Source organism: Acidicapsa acidisoli, assembly GCF_025685625.1.
Taxonomy (GTDB): Bacteria; Acidobacteriota; Terriglobia; order Terriglobales; family Acidobacteriaceae; genus Acidicapsa; species Acidicapsa acidisoli.
The window spans coordinates 1,805,202-1,822,771 of sequence record NZ_JAGSYI010000002.1 but is presented as its reverse complement, the minus strand read 5'-3'; the positions used below and the strand labels follow the sequence as shown (position 1 = coordinate 1,822,771).

12 protein-coding genes are annotated in these 17,570 nt (G+C 55.5%); 6 read left to right on the top strand and 6 right to left on the bottom strand.

Going from position 1 to position 17,570, the window contains the following annotated elements:
- Positions 1 to 219: 219 nt before the first annotated feature.
- The gene (locus OHL23_RS17295; RefSeq protein WP_263353159.1) at positions 220 to 3,153 is read left to right on the top strand and encodes a TonB-dependent receptor; all 2,934 of its coding nucleotides are present in this window, start codon (positions 220 to 222) and stop codon (positions 3,151 to 3,153) included.
- A 273-nt stretch (positions 3,154 to 3,426) separates the two neighbouring features.
- Here OHL23_RS17295 and OHL23_RS17290 read toward each other — a convergent pair whose 3' ends face one another.
- Positions 3,427 to 5,748, bottom strand: coding sequence for a winged helix-turn-helix domain-containing protein (locus OHL23_RS17290; protein ID WP_263353158.1), 2,322 nt, complete (start codon positions 5,746 to 5,748; stop codon positions 3,427 to 3,429).
- A gap of 222 nt (positions 5,749 to 5,970) precedes the next feature.
- Between OHL23_RS17290 and OHL23_RS17285 the strand changes: the two genes are divergently transcribed.
- The 3 genes from OHL23_RS17285 (at position 5,971) to OHL23_RS17275 (ending at position 9,123) form a co-directional block, all read left to right on the top strand.
- Positions 5,971 to 6,240 carry a hypothetical protein gene (locus OHL23_RS17285; protein WP_263353157.1) on the top strand — a complete coding sequence of 90 codons (270 nt, stop codon included), beginning with the start codon at positions 5,971 to 5,973 and terminating at the stop codon, positions 6,238 to 6,240.
- Positions 6,241 to 6,278: 38 nt separating this feature from the next.
- Positions 6,279 to 7,496, top strand: coding sequence for a hypothetical protein (locus tag OHL23_RS17280; RefSeq protein ID WP_263353156.1), 1,218 nt, complete (start codon positions 6,279 to 6,281; stop codon positions 7,494 to 7,496).
- 838 nt (positions 7,497 to 8,334) lie between these two features.
- Positions 8,335 to 9,123 carry a hypothetical protein gene (locus tag OHL23_RS17275; protein WP_263353155.1) on the top strand — a complete coding sequence of 263 codons (789 nt, stop codon included), beginning with the start codon at positions 8,335 to 8,337 and terminating at the stop codon, positions 9,121 to 9,123.
- 146 nt (positions 9,124 to 9,269) lie between these two features.
- Here the strand turns inward: OHL23_RS17275 and OHL23_RS17270 are convergent, their stop codons facing one another.
- Together OHL23_RS17270 and OHL23_RS17265 are read right to left on the bottom strand one after the other, a co-directional pair.
- Positions 9,270 to 10,124: a nucleotidyltransferase domain-containing protein gene (locus tag OHL23_RS17270; RefSeq protein ID WP_263353154.1), complete on the bottom strand. Its 855-nt coding sequence runs from the start codon at positions 10,122 to 10,124 to the stop codon at positions 9,270 to 9,272.
- 765 nt (positions 10,125 to 10,889) lie between these two features.
- A complete protein-coding gene (locus OHL23_RS17265; RefSeq protein ID WP_263353153.1) occupies positions 10,890 to 12,740 on the bottom strand; it encodes a winged helix-turn-helix domain-containing tetratricopeptide repeat protein in 1,851 nt (616 codons plus the stop codon).
- Between the two features lie 331 nt (positions 12,741 to 13,071).
- Between OHL23_RS17265 and OHL23_RS17260 the strand changes: the two genes are divergently transcribed.
- A complete protein-coding gene (locus tag OHL23_RS17260; protein ID WP_263353152.1) occupies positions 13,072 to 13,746 on the top strand; it encodes an ABC transporter C-terminal domain-containing protein in 675 nt (224 codons plus the stop codon).
- Between the two features lie 225 nt (positions 13,747 to 13,971).
- The gene (locus OHL23_RS17255) at positions 13,972 to 15,369 is read left to right on the top strand and encodes a hypothetical protein (protein WP_263353151.1); all 1,398 of its coding nucleotides are present in this window, start codon (positions 13,972 to 13,974) and stop codon (positions 15,367 to 15,369) included.
- Positions 15,370 to 15,530: 161 nt separating this feature from the next.
- On the opposite strand, the gene OHL23_RS17250 is transcribed toward OHL23_RS17255, so the two are convergent.
- The 3 genes from OHL23_RS17250 to OHL23_RS17240 form a co-directional block, all read right to left on the bottom strand.
- Positions 15,531 to 16,406: a sugar phosphate isomerase/epimerase family protein gene (locus OHL23_RS17250; RefSeq protein ID WP_263353150.1), complete on the bottom strand. Its 876-nt coding sequence runs from the start codon at positions 16,404 to 16,406 to the stop codon at positions 15,531 to 15,533.
- A 151-nt stretch (positions 16,407 to 16,557) separates the two neighbouring features.
- A complete protein-coding gene (locus OHL23_RS17245) occupies positions 16,558 to 17,031 on the bottom strand; it encodes a tyrosine-type recombinase/integrase (RefSeq protein WP_263353149.1) in 474 nt (157 codons plus the stop codon).
- Complete coding sequence (locus tag OHL23_RS17240) at positions 17,013 to 17,510, bottom strand: site-specific integrase (protein WP_263353148.1); 498 nt, start codon at positions 17,508 to 17,510, stop codon at positions 17,013 to 17,015. Before OHL23_RS17240 ends, OHL23_RS17245 begins: the two co-directional genes overlap by 19 nt.
- Between the last annotated feature and the right edge of the window lie 60 nt (positions 17,511 to 17,570).

The following is a 17,570-nucleotide window of genomic DNA, read 5'->3' as shown; positions in this document are numbered from 1 at the left end:
ACGGAAACGCTCGGTCTGCTTTGGTAGCATTGGCATAACCGAAACGACGGTGATTGATGAATTCCTCCGTAGCGGTTGAAAAGCGTCTCTGGCCGCCCCACAGAAGCGCCCAGCATCAGAACGCGCTGTTTTCCGTTGATTAAGGCTTAGATCCTCTTTTCGAAGCGGTGTGGACCGAAAATTGACCTCAAGCTTCTAGCAGCCACGGGAGGCGTAGCAATGGGTAATAGATCAATAGCCCCGGCTGCCTGGTTTCTCCTCCCTGTTTTTGGACTCCTGGCGCTGCCTGGGAACGGCTGGTCCCAGACAGGAGAAATCAGTGTGGATACTACCGACGGCTCCGGCGCTATCCTGGTGGGCGTTTCAGTCGTGGTCACCGACGTGGACACAGGGGACGTCAAGTCTTTAACATCCGATAGCGCGGGCCTAGCCGTCGCCCCGGCTCTGCCGCCGGGGCGTTACAAGGTTTCGGGTTCGATCAATGGATTTGGGACTCAGGAACAGACTCTCACACTGACAGTCGGGCAGGTTGCTGCGGTGCGATTCGCGATGAAGGCAGCTACAGCGCCCCAGACCGTGGAAGTCCTGCAGAACGCGGGACCGGAGATTGAAGCGACGAGCGCGGACGTGTCTAGCGTCGTGGAGCGCCAGCAACTCGATCAACTGCCGGTGATCAACCGTGGCTTTATTGGGTTGGCACAGTTGTCGCCAGGTGGCGCTCCCTCTCTGCCCGCGGACGCGCGCTTCGGGATTCAGACAGCGTTTGGCGGAGCGAATGTACGTAGCGGATATTCCGTACTGATCGACGGCGCTGATGTTGACCATCCCATTTATGGCATTGCCATTGTGGACGTCGACCAGGATGCCGTGCAGGAATTTCGCGTAAATCACAACCAGTACGACGCGCAGTACGGACGCGCCGGGACTGCGGTGGTAGATGCAGTGACCCGCTCCGGAACGAACAGCTATGCGGGCATGTTCACTTATTTCGGTCAGGACCAATCGCTCAACGCCCGTAATTTTTTCGTGCACACAGCTCAATCTCCGTTCACTGAAACCATCACGAGTGCAACCTTTGGCGGACCGATTATCAAAGACAAGATGCATTTCTTTGCGTCTGACGAGTATCTAAAGCAGAACAGTCCTGTCATCGAATCGCTACCGGCTTCCAACCCTTTTGCAGCTACTTACAACGGGGTCTACACCGGGCTAACCGATGAAAAGTCGGTTCAAGCCAAGCTGGATATGGAAAAAGGTGCGAGAGACAACTTCAGTCTCCGTTATTTGTTGGAAGATCAGTCGATTATTTCTTCGTATTCTCTTTACGAGAACTACAATCCTGTTTTGTTTCATGACGGCATTCTCAGCTGGGCGCACGTCTTCTCGCGCTCGACGATCAACAGTGGCCAGCTTGAATACCTGGATCAAAATACGACTCACTATCAAACAGTAAGCGGCCCGGAAATTATCCGTCCGTCGTTTACCTCTGGCTCGGCGCCTAATCTGCCTCAAGGGTACCCGCGCCACCGCGGTGCGTTCAACGACACGCTTTACTCAATCAAGGGACGCAACTCAATCAAAGTGGGAGCTCGGATGGCCTATGAGCGCCTCTACCAGGAGGCAAACTTCTACGGATCCGGTGTCTGGACATTCAACACCAATAGCCCGTTTGTCGCCGGCGACCCGGCAACATATCCGATCCAGTACGAGGCTGGTTCCGGTCCGTCCACCGTCCTTTACAGGAATGCCGAGCTGAGCTACTTCGTGCAAGACAACATCGAACTATCGGGGCGCTTAACCCTCAATGCCGGTGTGCGCTACGACGCCGAGACCAACCTGCGCGACGATCGATTTGTCAACGAACTCATTGATAATCCCCAGTTTTCCGGCGTGGACAACTTCGTGTCGAAGTCGCGCGGAAACTACTTAGACGGCATTCAGCCACGGCTTGGCCTGGCGTGGGACCTGACTGGAAAGGGACGCACAATCCTGCGCGCTGGATTTGGCGGCATGGTCGCTCGTAATCGTCCGTTCTTCGATGCGCAGATGCAGGCTCAGGATACAAACTTCGAAGTCATCGTCACCAATCCCACACTGCTTGCCGGCTACCCCAGCCAGACAGCGGTATTGGGCGGCATCTCTGTCGAGCAATATGCGCTGCAGAACGGCAACCGTGCGCTCTACCTCGTCGGAGACCATCTCAATATCCCCTATGTCTATGAATCAAGTCTTGGCGTCGAAAAAGCCCTCGCAAAAGACACAGTGCTGACGGTCGATGGCATCCGGCAGATTCAAACCTACCTGCAGACAGGGCATGATGCAAACCTGCCAGCGGTCGGACCAGTCTCAATCCATCCCCGGCCGCTGCCGCGATTCGGTTCTGTCACGTCATTCAACGGCACGACGAGCGCCTACTATTCGGCTCTGGATGTGCAGCTGAAGTCGCGGTTCAAGAAGGCATCGGTGCTAGCCTCCTACACCTGGTCGAAAAGCATCTCTGACGGGCTGGACGACAACACCTCCGCCATCTCCGACCCGTTCCACGAATACGGGAACAATGATCGCGGCTTTGACGAGGAGGACCGGCGGAGCAATCTGACGGTTTCGCCTCTTGTGAGTCTGCCATGGAACTTCAAGCTTTCAAGCATCGTGACCCTAATGACCGGCACACCGTGGAACATCACCTACGGTAAGGATTTTGACGGGGATGGAAACACCCAGGATCGACCCGCTGGTCTTGCCAAGGATATCGGAGGCCGTGGGCATTCCTCCGACCTGGCGATCATCAATGCGGCCCGTACTTCTTACCAATCGGCGACATTGCCTTCAGGGTTGGTGATTCCGGCTTTGAATCCCTCAGGCTGCGCAAACCCCGGTTCAGAACCTTCCGGCGCCTGCTTTGCCCCTGTGACGATGGCAGAGCTCAACCAGCATGATGGCATCAAGAAGATTGATGTTCGCTTCACCAAAGGCTTCAACATGGGGGAGCGATACCGCCTCGAGTTGTTTTGGGAAATGTACGACATTACCAATACGCCGAGCTTTCAGGCGCCAAATGCCACAATCAGTTCGCCGGACTTCCTGGAGCGGAACACAGCTAATAACCCGCGCCAGATGCAGTATGGCGCGCGATTCATTTTCGGGGCGCATTAGTCGGCTTGAGTTACCGAGCCAGTTCCGACAGGCGATAGGTCATGGCGCTCATTGAGCTATCCAAGTTGTTCAATGTCTTCAGCACCTGGCCGTATAACCGGCTATCCCTTAAAGTGCTTGTGACGTAGTTCATGGCTCCCAACTGTACGAGATGCCGACTATTCGCTCAAGTGGACAGTCCCCGCTGGCAGTCAGTGAACACGAGCCCGTTTATCGACAGATGCACGGCTCCGTATTGCCTGAGCTGCAAAACGAAGCAATGAGAACCGACCGCTAGTGATTCAGATTGGCGTATTCAGATTTGGCTCGGACCAGGATTGGAATGTTGCGGTCAGCATCCTTCCAAAGCCTGAAAAAGTCCTCATAGGAAGCTTTGCCTTTCATAGTATCTCCCGACATCGCATAGGCTCTCCCAAGCTGCAAGTGCACCAATGCTCCGACCGGATCACTTACGACGATTCCGCGATGGTCGAGAATCTTTTGAAATTCGACGACCGCCTCACTACCCTGTGGCGCTGCCAAATGAGCCTCGCCCCGCACATAAACGGGATACAGGGCTCCGATGAGTTCGTGAGGAGAGCCGAATTCGTAGGGAGCAGCAACTTGCAGAATCTCGAATGCTTTTGAAGCGTCGTTGTTATTCAGAGCAATGCGCGCTCGAATCACTGGCAGGTAGCTGAACTGCACGATAGTGTTCTCCGGAAATCGTTTTTCGAGGTCATCGGCTAGCGCTTGAGCGCGTGCATCTCCAACGACCGCCAACGCCAGGGCAGCGCCATACTCCACTTCGGAGTTGTTAGAAAGCTTCAGTGCGCCATTCGCTCTCTTTCGGGCTTCAACGGCGTTTCCGAAAAAAGCTTCTCGCACCGATTCCCCTGCCTCCCACAGCGAGGTTCGCTCCGGCTGTTGTGCCTGCATTCCTTGATCGATTGCACGTTGAGTCAAGACTCTGGCTTGGCGCAGGTGGCCAGAGTAGGCGAGAGCCGATGCTTCTTTGTCCGCAATCCAGGTTTCGGCTCCGGATCTATCTCGCGCCCTGGTTGCCGCCTGCGCCATGTCCGCAATGTCTCCTTTGAGGAACGCCAGGTCGTAATACAACATCAGGTACTCGTCAATTTCGAGTCCTCGGCCGGCTGCACGTCGAAGAACATTCTCGGCTTCATCAAAGCGCCCCAGATAGGCGTTGTTCACGGCCAGGTTGTAGTATGCGATCGCGAAGTCGGGATCAAGCTCGATTGCTTGCCGCGCGGATACGATTGCCTGCTCGTAACGCGCTGCGGCTTTGTTTGGGAGACCCGACAACATCGTGCGGGCCACAGCATCTCGTGGATACGCTCGTGCCCAAGCCTCACAGGTTTGGCGCGCCTGTTCAAGGTTCCCCGTCGCCAGAATCTGGTAATTAGCGTCAATGAAAAACTTCTCACGATCACTAGCGCGTTCCCGTAACCGCCAGGCCCTTGTGGTGCTCTCCAGAGAGAGACCAAACTCGTCAAGGTTGGCATATTCGCGGCCCAGTGTGGAGTGAGCAAGTGCGAATCTCGGATCGATCTCCACAGCACGCTTCAAGAATGGCAATGCAGCGACGGACCCTGTTGTGGTGTGGAGCTTCCAGCCAGTGCTATAGGCTTCAAGCGCTTCAAGCGAGGGCGTGGTTGCCTCAGCCAGCGGAGTGCTTCGTTCCTGAATTGTGGCCAGAGATTCACCCACGCGCTTTCTGAACCGGATAGCCATCTGATCCAGTGCATTCAGTACATCTTCTTTTTTGGCCGCCTGTATTTGCTCCTGATCGAGGACCTCGCCGTTACGGCAGTTCTTCGCCTGCAGTTCCAACACATACTGGTTTCCGAGCGGCGCAATCGATCCTTCCAGAAGGGCAGCGCTGCCGGTCCGTTCGCAAATTCCGCGAGCGACCTCCGAAGTGAGCTTCGTATTCGCAGAGTGTCCCATGAGGCCAAGTGTGTGCTGAATCCGCTGATCTGAGATGAGACTAAGAAAAGGTGACTGTTCCAGTTGTATCGCGAGCCCGCGACGGAGCGTTCCATCAAATACGGGGTCGCCGGTGGAGTTGACAAAATCCGCCAGCACGACGGTGTCTGTTGGTCCGAGAACGGCTTTGCCTCGGAAGATGTATCGCGAAACGCCAACTGCGAGTGCTAGGAGCAGAACCGCCGCCACCGCAATCCACCACCACGGTTTCGTCTCCTTGACTTCCACTTCTAATCGGGAACGGCTCGCCGCGACGACGGTAAGTTCCTGCTCGGGAACCAGTCGCACATCTTCAGCTAGGCGGTAACCCTGCCCGGGCACAGTAACGATGTAGCGGTGATCCTGCGCCGTTTCCCCCAGCGCCTTGCGGAGCATAAAGATGTTGCGGCTGAGATTGGCCTCTTCAACAAACGTGTCAGGCCAAACAGTCTTCATCAGATCGTCCTTGGTAACGATCTGTTTGTTGCTGCGAATCAGCACCAGAAGGATCTGGAAGTTCTTCGGCGTAATAGAAACAATTTCGCCGGCCCGGATCACGGTCTCTTTTTCGGGATCAATTCGAAAAGGTCCGAACTCGTAAAGTTCCTTCTGATTTTGGCTGGCAGCCATTGGAAACACCCACCTCCTCGGTCCTCGAATCTTACCAGCAATTCAAAGCAGGCTGAGATTTCGACATTGGATCCCTATGCCCGTAAGCCTCCTATCTTCAGCCGCTTACATCGATGCGAGAAATTATCAGAAGATTTCAAGCCGGATGGAAGGACTTTTCAGGCACCAAAGCGGCAATCTGCGCTCGTTCCATATTTCGCTCCACTTGGAAAAGAGGGCGCTTTGGCCAAGCAGACCAAGATCACCATTGAAACCGATTCGTTGTTGATCCTGCATGGACGGAGTTCCCTGCGTGGATGGTGTTCGATTTGCGCGGCCGAGGTGGAGTGGATCGCTATGGAATGTACCGGGGTGATCTCGAACCTGGACCAACCAGCACTCCAGGAATGGCTCAATTCGAAGGAGCTTCATCGGCTGGAGACGACCGGTGGCTCAGCCCAGATCTGTCTGAATTCACTGGTCGCTATGGTGCAGAAGACCAAACCCAACTGACTGCGGCTTCCACGGCTGCGAAAAAACGAAGGAGACATATGAACCTCAAATCGCTGTTCACAATTTCGATAGCTGCCTCATTCCCTCTTCTGGCGATGTCGCTGCCTGTCATCGCGCAGACGTCTGACCATCACGTTCGCTTTCCCCACTACACCGTCACCGACCTCGGCACGCTCGCGGCCGGAAACAATTCTTCTGCTTTTGACATGAACAATGTAGGTTGGGTGGCCGGTTCGTCGAATCTTGTCGTTGATGGCCCGCAGCATGCCTTCGCCTGGTATGGCCACGGCCCCTTGAAGGATCTTGGGACTCTGGGCGGCTCAGCATGTCCGAAGTGCAACAGTGGAGCCGACGGGCCTAACCTCTTCCGTGAGTCTGCCGTTGGTTCAGAAATCTCCACGCCAGATCCCGATGGAGAAGACTTCTGCGCCTATGGCACCCATTTGCAATGCCGCGGCGCCGTGTCGCGCAATGGGAAACTCATTGCGCTTCGCAATCTTCCCGGAGGAGGCCGCAACGCCAATGCATTCGGCATTAACGATCTCGGCCAACTTGTGGGCTTTGCTGAAAACGGTGTTCGCGATTCTACCTGCGCCAGCGCAACTCCATTTCAGGTTTTCCGCTTTGAAGCAGTGATGTGGGAACCGAATGGCGAAGTCAGGGAGTTGTCCCCGCTCACAACCAAGGGCGATACCGTTGCCTTTGCGATGGGGATGAATGACCTCGGCCAGACCGTTGGCTCTTCGGGCACCTGCGCAACACAAGGGCTTCCGCCCGCTAACGTGACCGGGCTTCATGCAGTGTTGTGGGAGAGGGATGGCTCGCCGACCTACCTTGGCACCTTGGGCGATGCGACTCACACCGCCTTCAACGTCGCGTCCAGCATCAATAATCGTGGAGAAGTCGTCGGCACCTCTCAGTTCACCGACGGCACCATTCACACCTTCTTGTGGACACGGGATACTGGCATGCAAGATCTGGAGCCTCTGCAAGGTGCTTTCGCGACTATAGCTGGCTGCTGCCGGAACATCAATGACCGTGGCGATGTGGATGGCTTCGCTGTCGATGGCAATGGTTCGCACGCCGTCGTCTGGATTCACAGGCAGATCAAGGACCTCAACACCCTCATCCCGTCAGACTCGCCCTTGTACCTTCTAACCGCCGACTCGATCAACAATTCCGGAGAGATTGTTGGCCAGGCGTGCGTGTTACCCGATTGTTCGCAACTGCATGCCTTCCGGGCATCGCCGGAATGAGAGACCACAGATGCGAAGTGCGGCGCGTTGAACCAAAGCGCCGCACTTGGTACTGATGTTTGGAATCATAAGTCGGTCAGTGTATTACAAATCCAGTCCACCTGGACGTAAGTCACCATTTGACCTACCAACTCCCATTTTGCCCGTTCTCTGGTTGCACGCAACCAGCGTTACCATTTCAACAGGTTCTATAGGATTTCCGGGTGCTGCAAGCACGTGATATAAACACCCCGTGACTGAGCAGCAACTCTACGGCTTTACCTGCCTGTACCTAGTCCTCACGGCTGCTGTCGCTGTTCTCACCCGAGCGACTCCGCGACGGATTGTGGGCGCATTGGCAGGCGCGGCAGTTTGCGGCCCGGTTGCATTCGGCATCGTTGTCTTCGCGGAGCGAGCCGGATGGTGGCACATCGCGATCACGCGGGAGCCGTATTTTCTCCTGCTCCTTTGGGTCAACGTAGTCCTTTGCGCATTCGTCTTTCTTCTCACATGGAGAGTTGCCCGCCGATTTGGGAGGCGGGGTCTGGCCGTTCTCCTGGTCATCAGTGCAGTGGACCCTTTCGGGACTCCTGGTTTATGGCGAGGTTCCCGGAGTGGGGTTCCTACGCACCCGGAATTGCATCTATGCTGGCGATCGCCGCGGCCTATGTCCTCCTTGGGATCCTCGGACACGGCACGATGCGGCTTGTGGCCGGACCTGCCACGGCAGATCGGCTGGCGCGCCGACCTTGGGAAAGCGCTTGATCGTCGGCGCGGACGTCATTACGGTAGCGAGTAGGTGACACTTTCGTTATGCGGCGCCAATGCGGTATCAAAGCTTCGAGGACCAGAGAAAGGCATGCCCCTACCGAGGTTACAACTATTCGAGCTTGAAGATCTGACGTGGTTTCCGCATACGATCCGGGATCTTGCGACAGATTATCTCCACTTTATGGAGACCCGCTTCGCTCTGCACAAGCCAGTAGTTCCCCTTCTGTGGGGGATGCTCGAGAATTCGAGAACGTCATGCGTAGTGGATCTATGCTCGGGCGGAGGCGGCCCCGTGCTGGCCATTTACGAAGCTCTAGCAGCGAACGAAATCTATGTTCATTTCAAATTGACGGACAAATTCCCAAATGTTACTGCGTTTCAACGTCTTTCCTCACTGTACCCGTCAGACATTCAATACATTGCTGGTCCGGTCGATGCCACAAACGTGCCAAAGGACCTGATCGGGCTGCGTACCATGTTCAACGCGTTCCATCACTTTGCGCCGAGGTTGGCCCGGCTGGTGCTCGAAAGCGCAGTTCAAGCGCGGCAACCAATTGGCATATTTGAAATTCCGGAACGCAGCTTGCTCATGATGGTTCCGTTCTTCTTCACGCCTATTTTTGTTGCATTGGCCACGCCTTTCATAAGGCCATTTCGATTGCAACGCCTGGTGTGGACTTATCTAATTCCTTTGGTCCCACTCGCTTGCTGGTGGGACGGCCTCATATCCGCATGCCGCGCGTATACGGTCACGGAGATGTTGGCCATGACGCAAGGTTTCGTTGATTATGACTGGAAAGCGGATCGCGTTGGAATTCAGGGAACGGCCGCGCACCTTACCTATCTTCTGGGCATACCGCACTCTTCGCGCGTCTAGGACTCCGAAGCCTTCGACACTGCTGGATCGCGCGGAAACTCTTCGCATTCGTAGCCTATCCCCGGGAGTCGCGAAATCGTTGCCGTATCTGATCAAGCTACGATTCCATAGATTTCGAAGCAGTGAGAGAAAGATCCAACTGCCGACTAAGTCAGAGCTGGGGGATGAGATCCATAACCTGGTATATCTCTCCTGGCCACCTCGCGTGGGAACCGGTTATCCAACGCGGTCTGCAGGTGGAGTCGGAAGAGAACCGGTACACAGCGCAGCACGAAACGGAATGATCGATGATACTTTCGCCGCTGGTTCAACAAGTCCTGCAGTGTCTTGCTTCGACCCAGACGAGAGTTGAAGAACTCAACTTCTTCGTTGAGGGGAGCCGTCTTCAGGTGATAGCAGAAATAGCAGCTGTGTAGCGAGTGCTTGAGTGCACTCATCCCGTACCTCGTCGCGTCGTAGAGCACCGGAAAGGCGACGACGCTTAATAGGGTCAGGCCAGCCAATCCCCAAAGTGCTTTGAAAACGTCAAGGCGCCGAAGGGGAGGCAGGGGTATGAGGGACAGTAACTCCTCGCCCCAGGCAGTCTTAGCCGAAACGATCACGCTGGCAAGAACGATACGGTCGACGAGCAGTTTTTCGACTGCTCGCAAGCCGAAGACTCTCGCTGCGTCTCCCGACATCAGGTCGTCTCGGGTGCAAAGAAAGCAGGAGTGTGCCTCTCCCCCGGCGTGTTCAGCGAACATTTCGAGCAGGTTTTTTCGTCGGCTCGCAGGCAATCGAAGGCCGTGCGTGATTTCGAGGTCCGATACCGCCTCGCGAAGGCGACGTCGATCATCCAGAGCCGCTTCGTTGGGCAGCACAAGGATGAGATCCACATCGGATGACTCCGAGAAGAAGCCGCTCGCTGCGCTACCGAAGAGAATCACGCTGACCAGCGAATTCTCGCCACAGGCGTCCAGTTGCGCGACCGCATCAATGTATTGCTGAACATTACTCGCCATCTTCCGCCTTCAGCTCATGCCTTGTGCCTGAGACTGCCGGTGCCGGCTTCTGGTACGTGTATCGGCATCGTGGTTACTGGCCAACAGAGCAGAACCAAAAGTATACATTCAATGCATCTCCCCTATTCCGCGAGTCATTGGCATTGCTCTGTTCCTGATTCCTGGGTACGCTGGCCTCTCACAGACCGGAAAATAGCTTCTATCGCCGCAAGGTCTGATTTTCCGGATCTAATGGTTATAAGATCCCGGCAAGCCGATTTCCCTAATGATAACGTCCTTTATTATTCGCCACTTGGGGTGGCAAACTCGAAACAGGTCAGGCCATTTGTCCGATTAGCGACTACACGTCCAAGTGACGGGAAGCGCGTTTTCCATTACCTATCTCGGGACGCAATCCCAACTGATCTTAGGTTAACTGTTAAGCTGTCTTTCGCCCCTTAAGGCCGAACTTTTGGATTATCGCCGACACCACATGGCCAGTTGACGCCTACACATCTCGTGATGCCAAATGTGGAATTGCTCATTTTTGTGGAATTGCTCATTTGTCAAAGTTCTTTGTTCCCAGCGGTTCGGAATTCAAGGAGCTACACCTCGATGCGCCGTTTTCGATTGGCTCCCGGGTACTTCCTCCAGGAGATTGCGGGCTCCGAATTCTTCGCCGAGAGTGCGAAACGCCGGCCAAACGCATCGAGGATATGAGCGCGATCACTGTAGTAGGAAACGAGACAATCGATAGCAATATCCTCCGCCATGTTCTCGGCATTCTTATAACCCCAACTTCACGAGGAGTTCTTTGAACCGAGGATCGTCGCGGAGGCCGTCATAGACGGGCTCGGTTTTCAGAAACTGTAGCCCATTGGTGTGTTGGCGGTAGGCCAGTTGGAGTTGTTCAATGGCCTTTCCTCTCTCTCCCGTATGGGCGTAGTACATGGCTTGGCGAATAGGATCGACCTTTTGGTTATTCCTGTTCCGGATCAGCTCGTCCTCTCTCCAGTATTCTGCAAGGCCGCCTTTTCGGTATGCGGCGAGTCGAATCGAATTCTCTTCCGGCACTCCGGACATGGTCTTCAGATAAAACGCAATCGCTTGATCAGGCATACCTTTATTCTCATAGCACTGTCCCAGCCAATAATATTCGCCATAGGACTGGGAAATGGACAGGGCATGATTTGCCTGCGCAATCGCGTCGTCGAAACGATGTGCCAAATACAAGGTCCACGTGTACATAAGATTTGTCCGGTCGGAGAATGGATCTAACTCCTGAGCCTTCCGCTCCTCGGCTATACCTTCCTCCGCCTTTCCCATAGCAACCAGGAACATCCCATAGTAAGCGTGGATGTTGGGGTCATTGGGATCCAGATCGATCGCGGTTGTAAACTGCTTCACCGGTCCAATCCAGTTCCAGTCGCGAGAAAAGCCGACCTCTGCGAGTACTGCATAACCGTGAGCGTTGCCCGGCTCAAGCTCGATTGCCCTCGTAGCTGCAATTTCTGCCTCGTCAAAATGTTCCTCATGAACGCAACGCCAGTCGCCAAGCGTAAAGTACGCGTCAGCCATACCGGAGTATGCCGCCGCGAACTTCGGATCTTTATGAACTGCTAATTGAAAATAGGCGAGAGCGTCTTCAAAATCATGGCAGCTCATGTGGTCGAAGTAAGAGCGCCCTTTTAAGTACGATTCATAGGCGACAGGATCAACCGTGGGCTTCGGCACGCCGGTTCCGATCGCGCCGGCATCGCTCAATTTGATTCCGATCTCATTCGCGATTTTCCTAGCCACCTCATCCTGAAGCCCGAGGACATTTCGAAGATCGCCTTCATAACTTTCGGCCCAGACGTGCTGATCGTGTTGTGCGTCAATGAGCTGAGCTGTGATTCGGACGTGCTCCCCCGAGCGCATAACCGCGCCTTCGACGATGGCATCGACCCCCAACTCCCGCGCAATCTCGGCCAGCGGACGCTTTGTATTCTTATACCGTTCCACTGAGGTATGGGAAATCACACGCACCCCGGTCACTTTCGACAGATCAGTAATCAGCTCCTCAGTCATTCCGTCGCTGAAGTATTCCTGGTCGGAATCTTTAGAGAGGTTGCGGAGAGGAAGGACCGCTAGGGAGTTGATCTTATTTTGGGTCGCCGGCACCCGCCGATTGTAGATCACGGCTACAGCTGCCGCTATCAGCGCTAACGCGATGATTGCGCTGATCGCGACTGCGATACGCCGCCCTGGTTTCTTTTCGTAGGGCAAGGGCATCTCTGGTGGGTTATGCCCGGGAACCCTGCTGACTGCTGCAACAAAACGATACCCTCGTTTTGGAACCATCTCCAGAAAACGAGGGAGGTCAGCATCATCGTCCAGTGCGGCGCGAATGCGTCGAATCGCGTAGTTCAGCCCTTGGTCGAAATCGACGAAAGTTTCAAATCCCCAGACCTCCCGGATCAATTCCTGGCGTGTGACGATCTCTCCGGCGTTGCGAAGTAGCACCGTCAGCACCTTTGCTGGCTGAGGCTCGAGCCGGACCTTCTGGCCATCCTTCTTTAGCTCGCGGGTGCTGCAGTCGAAATCAAACTCCTTGAAACTGAGGCGGTCTGGAGGAGTATTTGACTGGGTCGCCACGGGGGAACCTCGCGCATGAGGCTGGGAGGCACGAGTATATCTGAAGTCGAATAACCCGCACAATATCTCGCTTTAGCTTCCCTCATAAGACCCTCATTGAAGCCTCATGGAGCCTCGTGGCCGATTCATTGACGTGAATGCCCGCATCAGCTACCTTGCCTGAAATGAACGGAGTGGTTAGCCGCTTCGGACAGCTCATCCTCGGTTTCGACCGCAATCAGCTGCCCGCTCCGGACTTTTTCCTACGGATCTAGCAGCACGTCGACAGCGGACCTGTTCAAAGCCACTGAACGAGCCACCGTCATAACTTCGTCAACCAAGCGGAGGTGATATGCCTAATCAAGTCATTCAAGGAACACTGGACATCGAAACTTCAACCCCACCGACAGCATTTGACGCGCTCACGATCAACGTCAGGGCCGGAATCATTCCATCGGGAGCCCTCGAACAAAGTAACTATATTGCCATTCGGGAAACGGCTTTTCATCGGCCGGTAGTTGGTGGTCCCCAGACACCTCCGCCGCCTCCCATCGGCATTTTCAGCGTGCGGGCGTCCGATGGCCTCGTCAGCAGCAAATCAATCGAGGCTGAGGGGATAATCAAGATTACCGGCCCGAATTCTCCGCAGCCATTCAATGTTCTGACAGTAAATGCCGCCAGCTTCGCAGTGCCGGCTAACCTGAGCCAAAGTTACTTCATCATCGCGAGCGACATAGGAGCTGCACCGCCAAATGGGCTGGTCAGGTTCAGTGTCCGGGCCGATGGCCTGCTTTCAGCCGGGACGATTCAGAGCCCTACCATTGACCAGTTGCAACAGCGAATTGACGCTCTCGAGGCTCAAATTCAAGCGCTTACCGCGAACTCTGGTGCACTTAGCGCAGACATTACTGGCGTCAGCGCGCAATTGAATGCGGGGCTCGGCGAACTTCAGGGCCAAGTCGACGAACTTTCGGGCCAATTAAGTTCTTTGTCTGGCGAGGTGAGCAGCTTGGAAACAAGAACATGAGAGCCCTGGATCGTCCGATGCATCGATTTGCTCGGCTCCTGGACGCGCGACTTTGTCTCATTTCCAGTCGGGAAAGCTACTCCGCAAACGAACTTTTTGAAGTGGCATCGCTTCTGGGAACCTCACTTCGTTTTGGACCGATTCAACGCGCTGAACCGTAGGCAAGAGAGGCGCATGTTTGGGTGCAGCAAATAGCCGGATCCCTGGTCTTTAGGAGTAACAACCATGTCTCAAATCAAACATTTACTGTTCCTGGCGATTGCATTCTCATTGTGCAACCCGGGTGTTGCACAGACTGGACCGCCGCACACCGTACCCAAGACGCCACTTCCGATTAAAAAACCTGTGGGGCGACCCACGCCGAGTTGCAATACCGGGCCATGGCCCTCGACCACGTTCTCATCGCACGGGAATGAGGTTCACTTCTGGTGGGATCCGGTCCCAGGCGCCGTCTCGTACATAATAGATCGAGCCGCCCCTAACCAGACGCCGGTCCGACTGACGCTGGATGCTTCGGGGGTGGGTGTCTGGGATGTGCCGCCGGATCCGAGTGTGGCGTACAAGTACAGCGTGACTGCGATGCAACCGCCCGCTAACGGAAAAGCTATCGGCTGTCATGGAACGACCAGCTACCTGCTGGGCCCGTTCACCCTGGCGAACCCTTCGGGCCAGGCAACGCGCGGCAATGACCCAACGAGCGCAACCGTAAGCTGGGCTCCAGCGACCGCAGTGATCGCCTATGTCGTATGGGGCTCAGGTCTTCCAAACGTGGGCGAAACCTTTACAGTGGGAACCTATACCCCCCAGAACGGCTACTCGTCGATTGCGAGCCCCATGGACCCGGCGTTGCACCAAGGGACACTCGGATGGTCGATTGATGTGACGGGTCTCAACCCCAACGTCTTTAACTGGTGGAAGATCCTCGCCATCTATGCGAACGGCTATGCGGACCAACAGCACCCAGGATTCGCGGGTTTGGACGCGATCCCTCATTGCACCATCACCTCGATCTCCCCGACGTCCGGTCCAGTGGATACCAAGGTTACCCTCACGGGAACGAATCTCGTCTGGGTCACCCGTGTGGGGCAGTATTCAACTGACAGGGGAGGGGGGCCGGACGCGGACCCCATCCTGTCTCCAGCAGAATGGACTTCGGTGAGCCCTACCTTGCTTACCGCGACAGCGTTGGTGAGTGGCACTTTTAACGTTTCACAAGTGAACAGCGTCTGCGGCGAAACAACACCATTCGTTTTGACAACGCAGCCGCCTCCTCCTACCCCGCAAGTGGGAGCCTTGACGGTTAGCTTCGGCTTTACTGCGGGACAGGGCGAAACATGTCAGGGAGGACCGGTAGGGGTCGCCGTCCAGCCGCAACATGTCTCCGGCAATGTCGGAACGACGGCGTTGCAGAGTCAACTCTCGTTTTCTGGACTCGCGAGCCCGGTAACCGTGTCGGGACAGCAGACATCCGGCTGCATCGCCACTCACCTGTTCGGAAATATGGCGCCAGGCACTTGGACCGTTACGGCGGGCATTCCGGGCGGTGCTGCGGCTTCATGCGCCGTGGCGATCTCCGCAAATCAGTTCGCGAAGACGCTCATCTGGGATCTGAAATGTTTCTGAAAGCGAGAGGTTGAACGTCATTCGGGCGCGCGTCATCTCTATGTTGTGCGCTCAACGACGCCGGATTACTAATGAAAAGTCGGCTTATTGTCGCTCAAATTGTTGAATTCTCGCATTTCCTTTCGTGAACTTCGGTTTCCGATCGAGAGATCCCGCTCGCCTCACACGTTCAGAGACTTCAGGTAAGGCACACTCAGCGGCATCAGCGATGGATCCTCTTCAAGTTCAACGAAGTAGTTCTTTACGCCACCTGTTTTTGCGGCCGCAAATACTCCCTTCCAATCCACGACGCCCTTGCCCAACGGAACTTGGCGGAAGCCGGACTTGGTGGAGGGGTCCTTCACCCAGTCCTGACAATGCATGGAGAGAAAGCGGCCGGGGTACTTCTCGAAGTAGGTCACTGGATCGTAGCCCTGCTGCAAGGTAGAGACCTGAAACTGCAACTTGGTGGTGGCGGGATTGAGGTCGGTGATCATCATGTCGTAGACCGGCTTGCCATCAATGTGTTCGGAGACGAAGCCTTCATTGTGCAGCAATGCGATGATGTCTGCGGCGTGAGCCTTTTCGGCGAAGGCGTTGAAAGGCTCGACGTAGCGCTTCACATCGTTGACTGTCTCCGTCGTCCTCGGGCTCCAAGGCCCGAGCGCGGCAATCGCCATCTGCGTCATACCGAACTCCTTCGCATAGGCGATGCTCTGATCCGCCCTTTGAAAGAGCTCATTTGCCGACCAGTGCGCGGAGATACAGCCGAGTCCCCAGTCTTCCAGCATGCGCCGCAATTCCTGTGGCTTGTATTTCTGGAGGCTGGAAAACTCATCGTAACCGTATGGCGAGCACAGCTCAATCTGAGTGAACCCGGCTGCACGTAATCCCTTCATGGTACCCGCGAAGTCGGTACGGATCGACTTGCGCACAGGATAGGTCTGACAGCCGATCGGCAGACCAAGCGGATTAGCGAATAGATATCGCGTGCCGGACAGAAGAGCCGAAGCAGCAGCCCCTCCCATGAGAAACATCCTCCGATTCATCGTATGCATGACCCCATCGTGGAGCTATGGAAGAAACTATAGCACCTGTGTAGAGAGAATGCCTGCGTCCGTCGCGCGCTGCAGCTTCGGGGCACATAGTGAGCGTCTTCTTCATGGGCTGTCGGTACAGCAATGTCGGCGAGTGAGGCGAATTCGATGACTATCCCGGCGGGTCCGGTTCGATCCCGATCCGATCATTGACCGCGTTGTGGAAGCGTTGTTTGCATCCGAGGTATCGCTCGGTTGTTTGCACAGAGACATGTCTCAATAGGAACTGGATTTGCTCCAACTCACCGCCTGCCTGATGACAGAGACGGGCGCAGGTCCGGCGGAGGTCGTGGGGCGCCAGAGCAGGAATCTCACAGACGTTTGCTTTCTCCTTCACCACGCCCCAGATGACCTTGGGACTGAAGCCGCAACCCCAGACTCGGCCAGCTTTGTTGATTGACCGAAGCAGAATGCCACCCGCGATTCCGGAGGCCGCCGTCCACGCCTCAATTCCCGCTTTAACCCAGTTCGGAACCGGGATGGTGCGTATATGGCCGCCCTTGCCAATAAGATCGGCTATGACCCAGTGCTCCTCTCTTTGCTGGATATCTTCAACTCTCAACGCCGTCAGTTCGGCGCGCCGCAAACCGCATCCCAAGAGAATGGGAGCGTGGCGTAGTCTCGCTTGCCACGGAGACTGCCAACGTCTACCGTCCGCAGAAGACGCTTTCCCTGCTCCGCGGAAAGCCAATTGCCAACCGGCATACCCAGTCGTTTGGCGCCCTTCACGCGTCGAATTCCAGCAGCCAGGTCGGCGCTAAGAAGCCCGCAATCAGCTGCCTCGTACGCGAGTCTTCGCACTGCCGCGAGCCGCAGATTGATTGTGGTAGATGCATAATGCTGCTGTTCGAGTGAGATCCGGTACCGGCTAACCACGGTCTTGTTGAAGGCTAGCCTTGGTTCCGAACAGTACCACTCGATGAATTCTCTGATTGCATGATCGTAGGTCCGCTGAGAACTGGGTGAAGTCAGGCTGTTCAGGACGGCACTCTTCGAGTGTTCAAGATCGGGAAGCTTAAGAATGGATTTTGGTGCTCGCTTACGCTTCATCTTGCTCTTTGCCATTGAAACGGCCTCCAACAGCCGTGGCAAATAGCATGATCCAAGCCTCAATCTCGAACCTAG

Coding starts and splice junctions, on each gene's coding strand:
- OHL23_RS17290 (WP_263353158.1), bottom strand. CDS start 5,748: ATGGCTGCCAGCCAAAATCAGAAGGAACTTTACGAGTTCGGACCTTTT.
- OHL23_RS17275 (WP_263353155.1), top strand. CDS start 8,335: ATGCCCCTACCGAGGTTACAACTATTCGAGCTTGAAGATCTGACGTGG.
- OHL23_RS17240 (WP_263353148.1), bottom strand. CDS start 17,510: ATGGCAAAGAGCAAGATGAAGCGTAAGCGAGCACCAAAATCCATTCTT.
- OHL23_RS17280 (WP_263353156.1), top strand. CDS start 6,279: ATGAACCTCAAATCGCTGTTCACAATTTCGATAGCTGCCTCATTCCCT.
- OHL23_RS17260 (WP_263353152.1), top strand. CDS start 13,072: ATGCCTAATCAAGTCATTCAAGGAACACTGGACATCGAAACTTCAACC.
- OHL23_RS17250 (WP_263353150.1), bottom strand. CDS start 16,406: ATGCATACGATGAATCGGAGGATGTTTCTCATGGGAGGGGCTGCTGCT.
- OHL23_RS17270 (WP_263353154.1), bottom strand. CDS start 10,124: ATGGCGAGTAATGTTCAGCAATACATTGATGCGGTCGCGCAACTGGAC.
- OHL23_RS17295 (WP_263353159.1), top strand. CDS start 220: ATGGGTAATAGATCAATAGCCCCGGCTGCCTGGTTTCTCCTCCCTGTT.
- OHL23_RS17255 (WP_263353151.1), top strand. CDS start 13,972: ATGTCTCAAATCAAACATTTACTGTTCCTGGCGATTGCATTCTCATTG.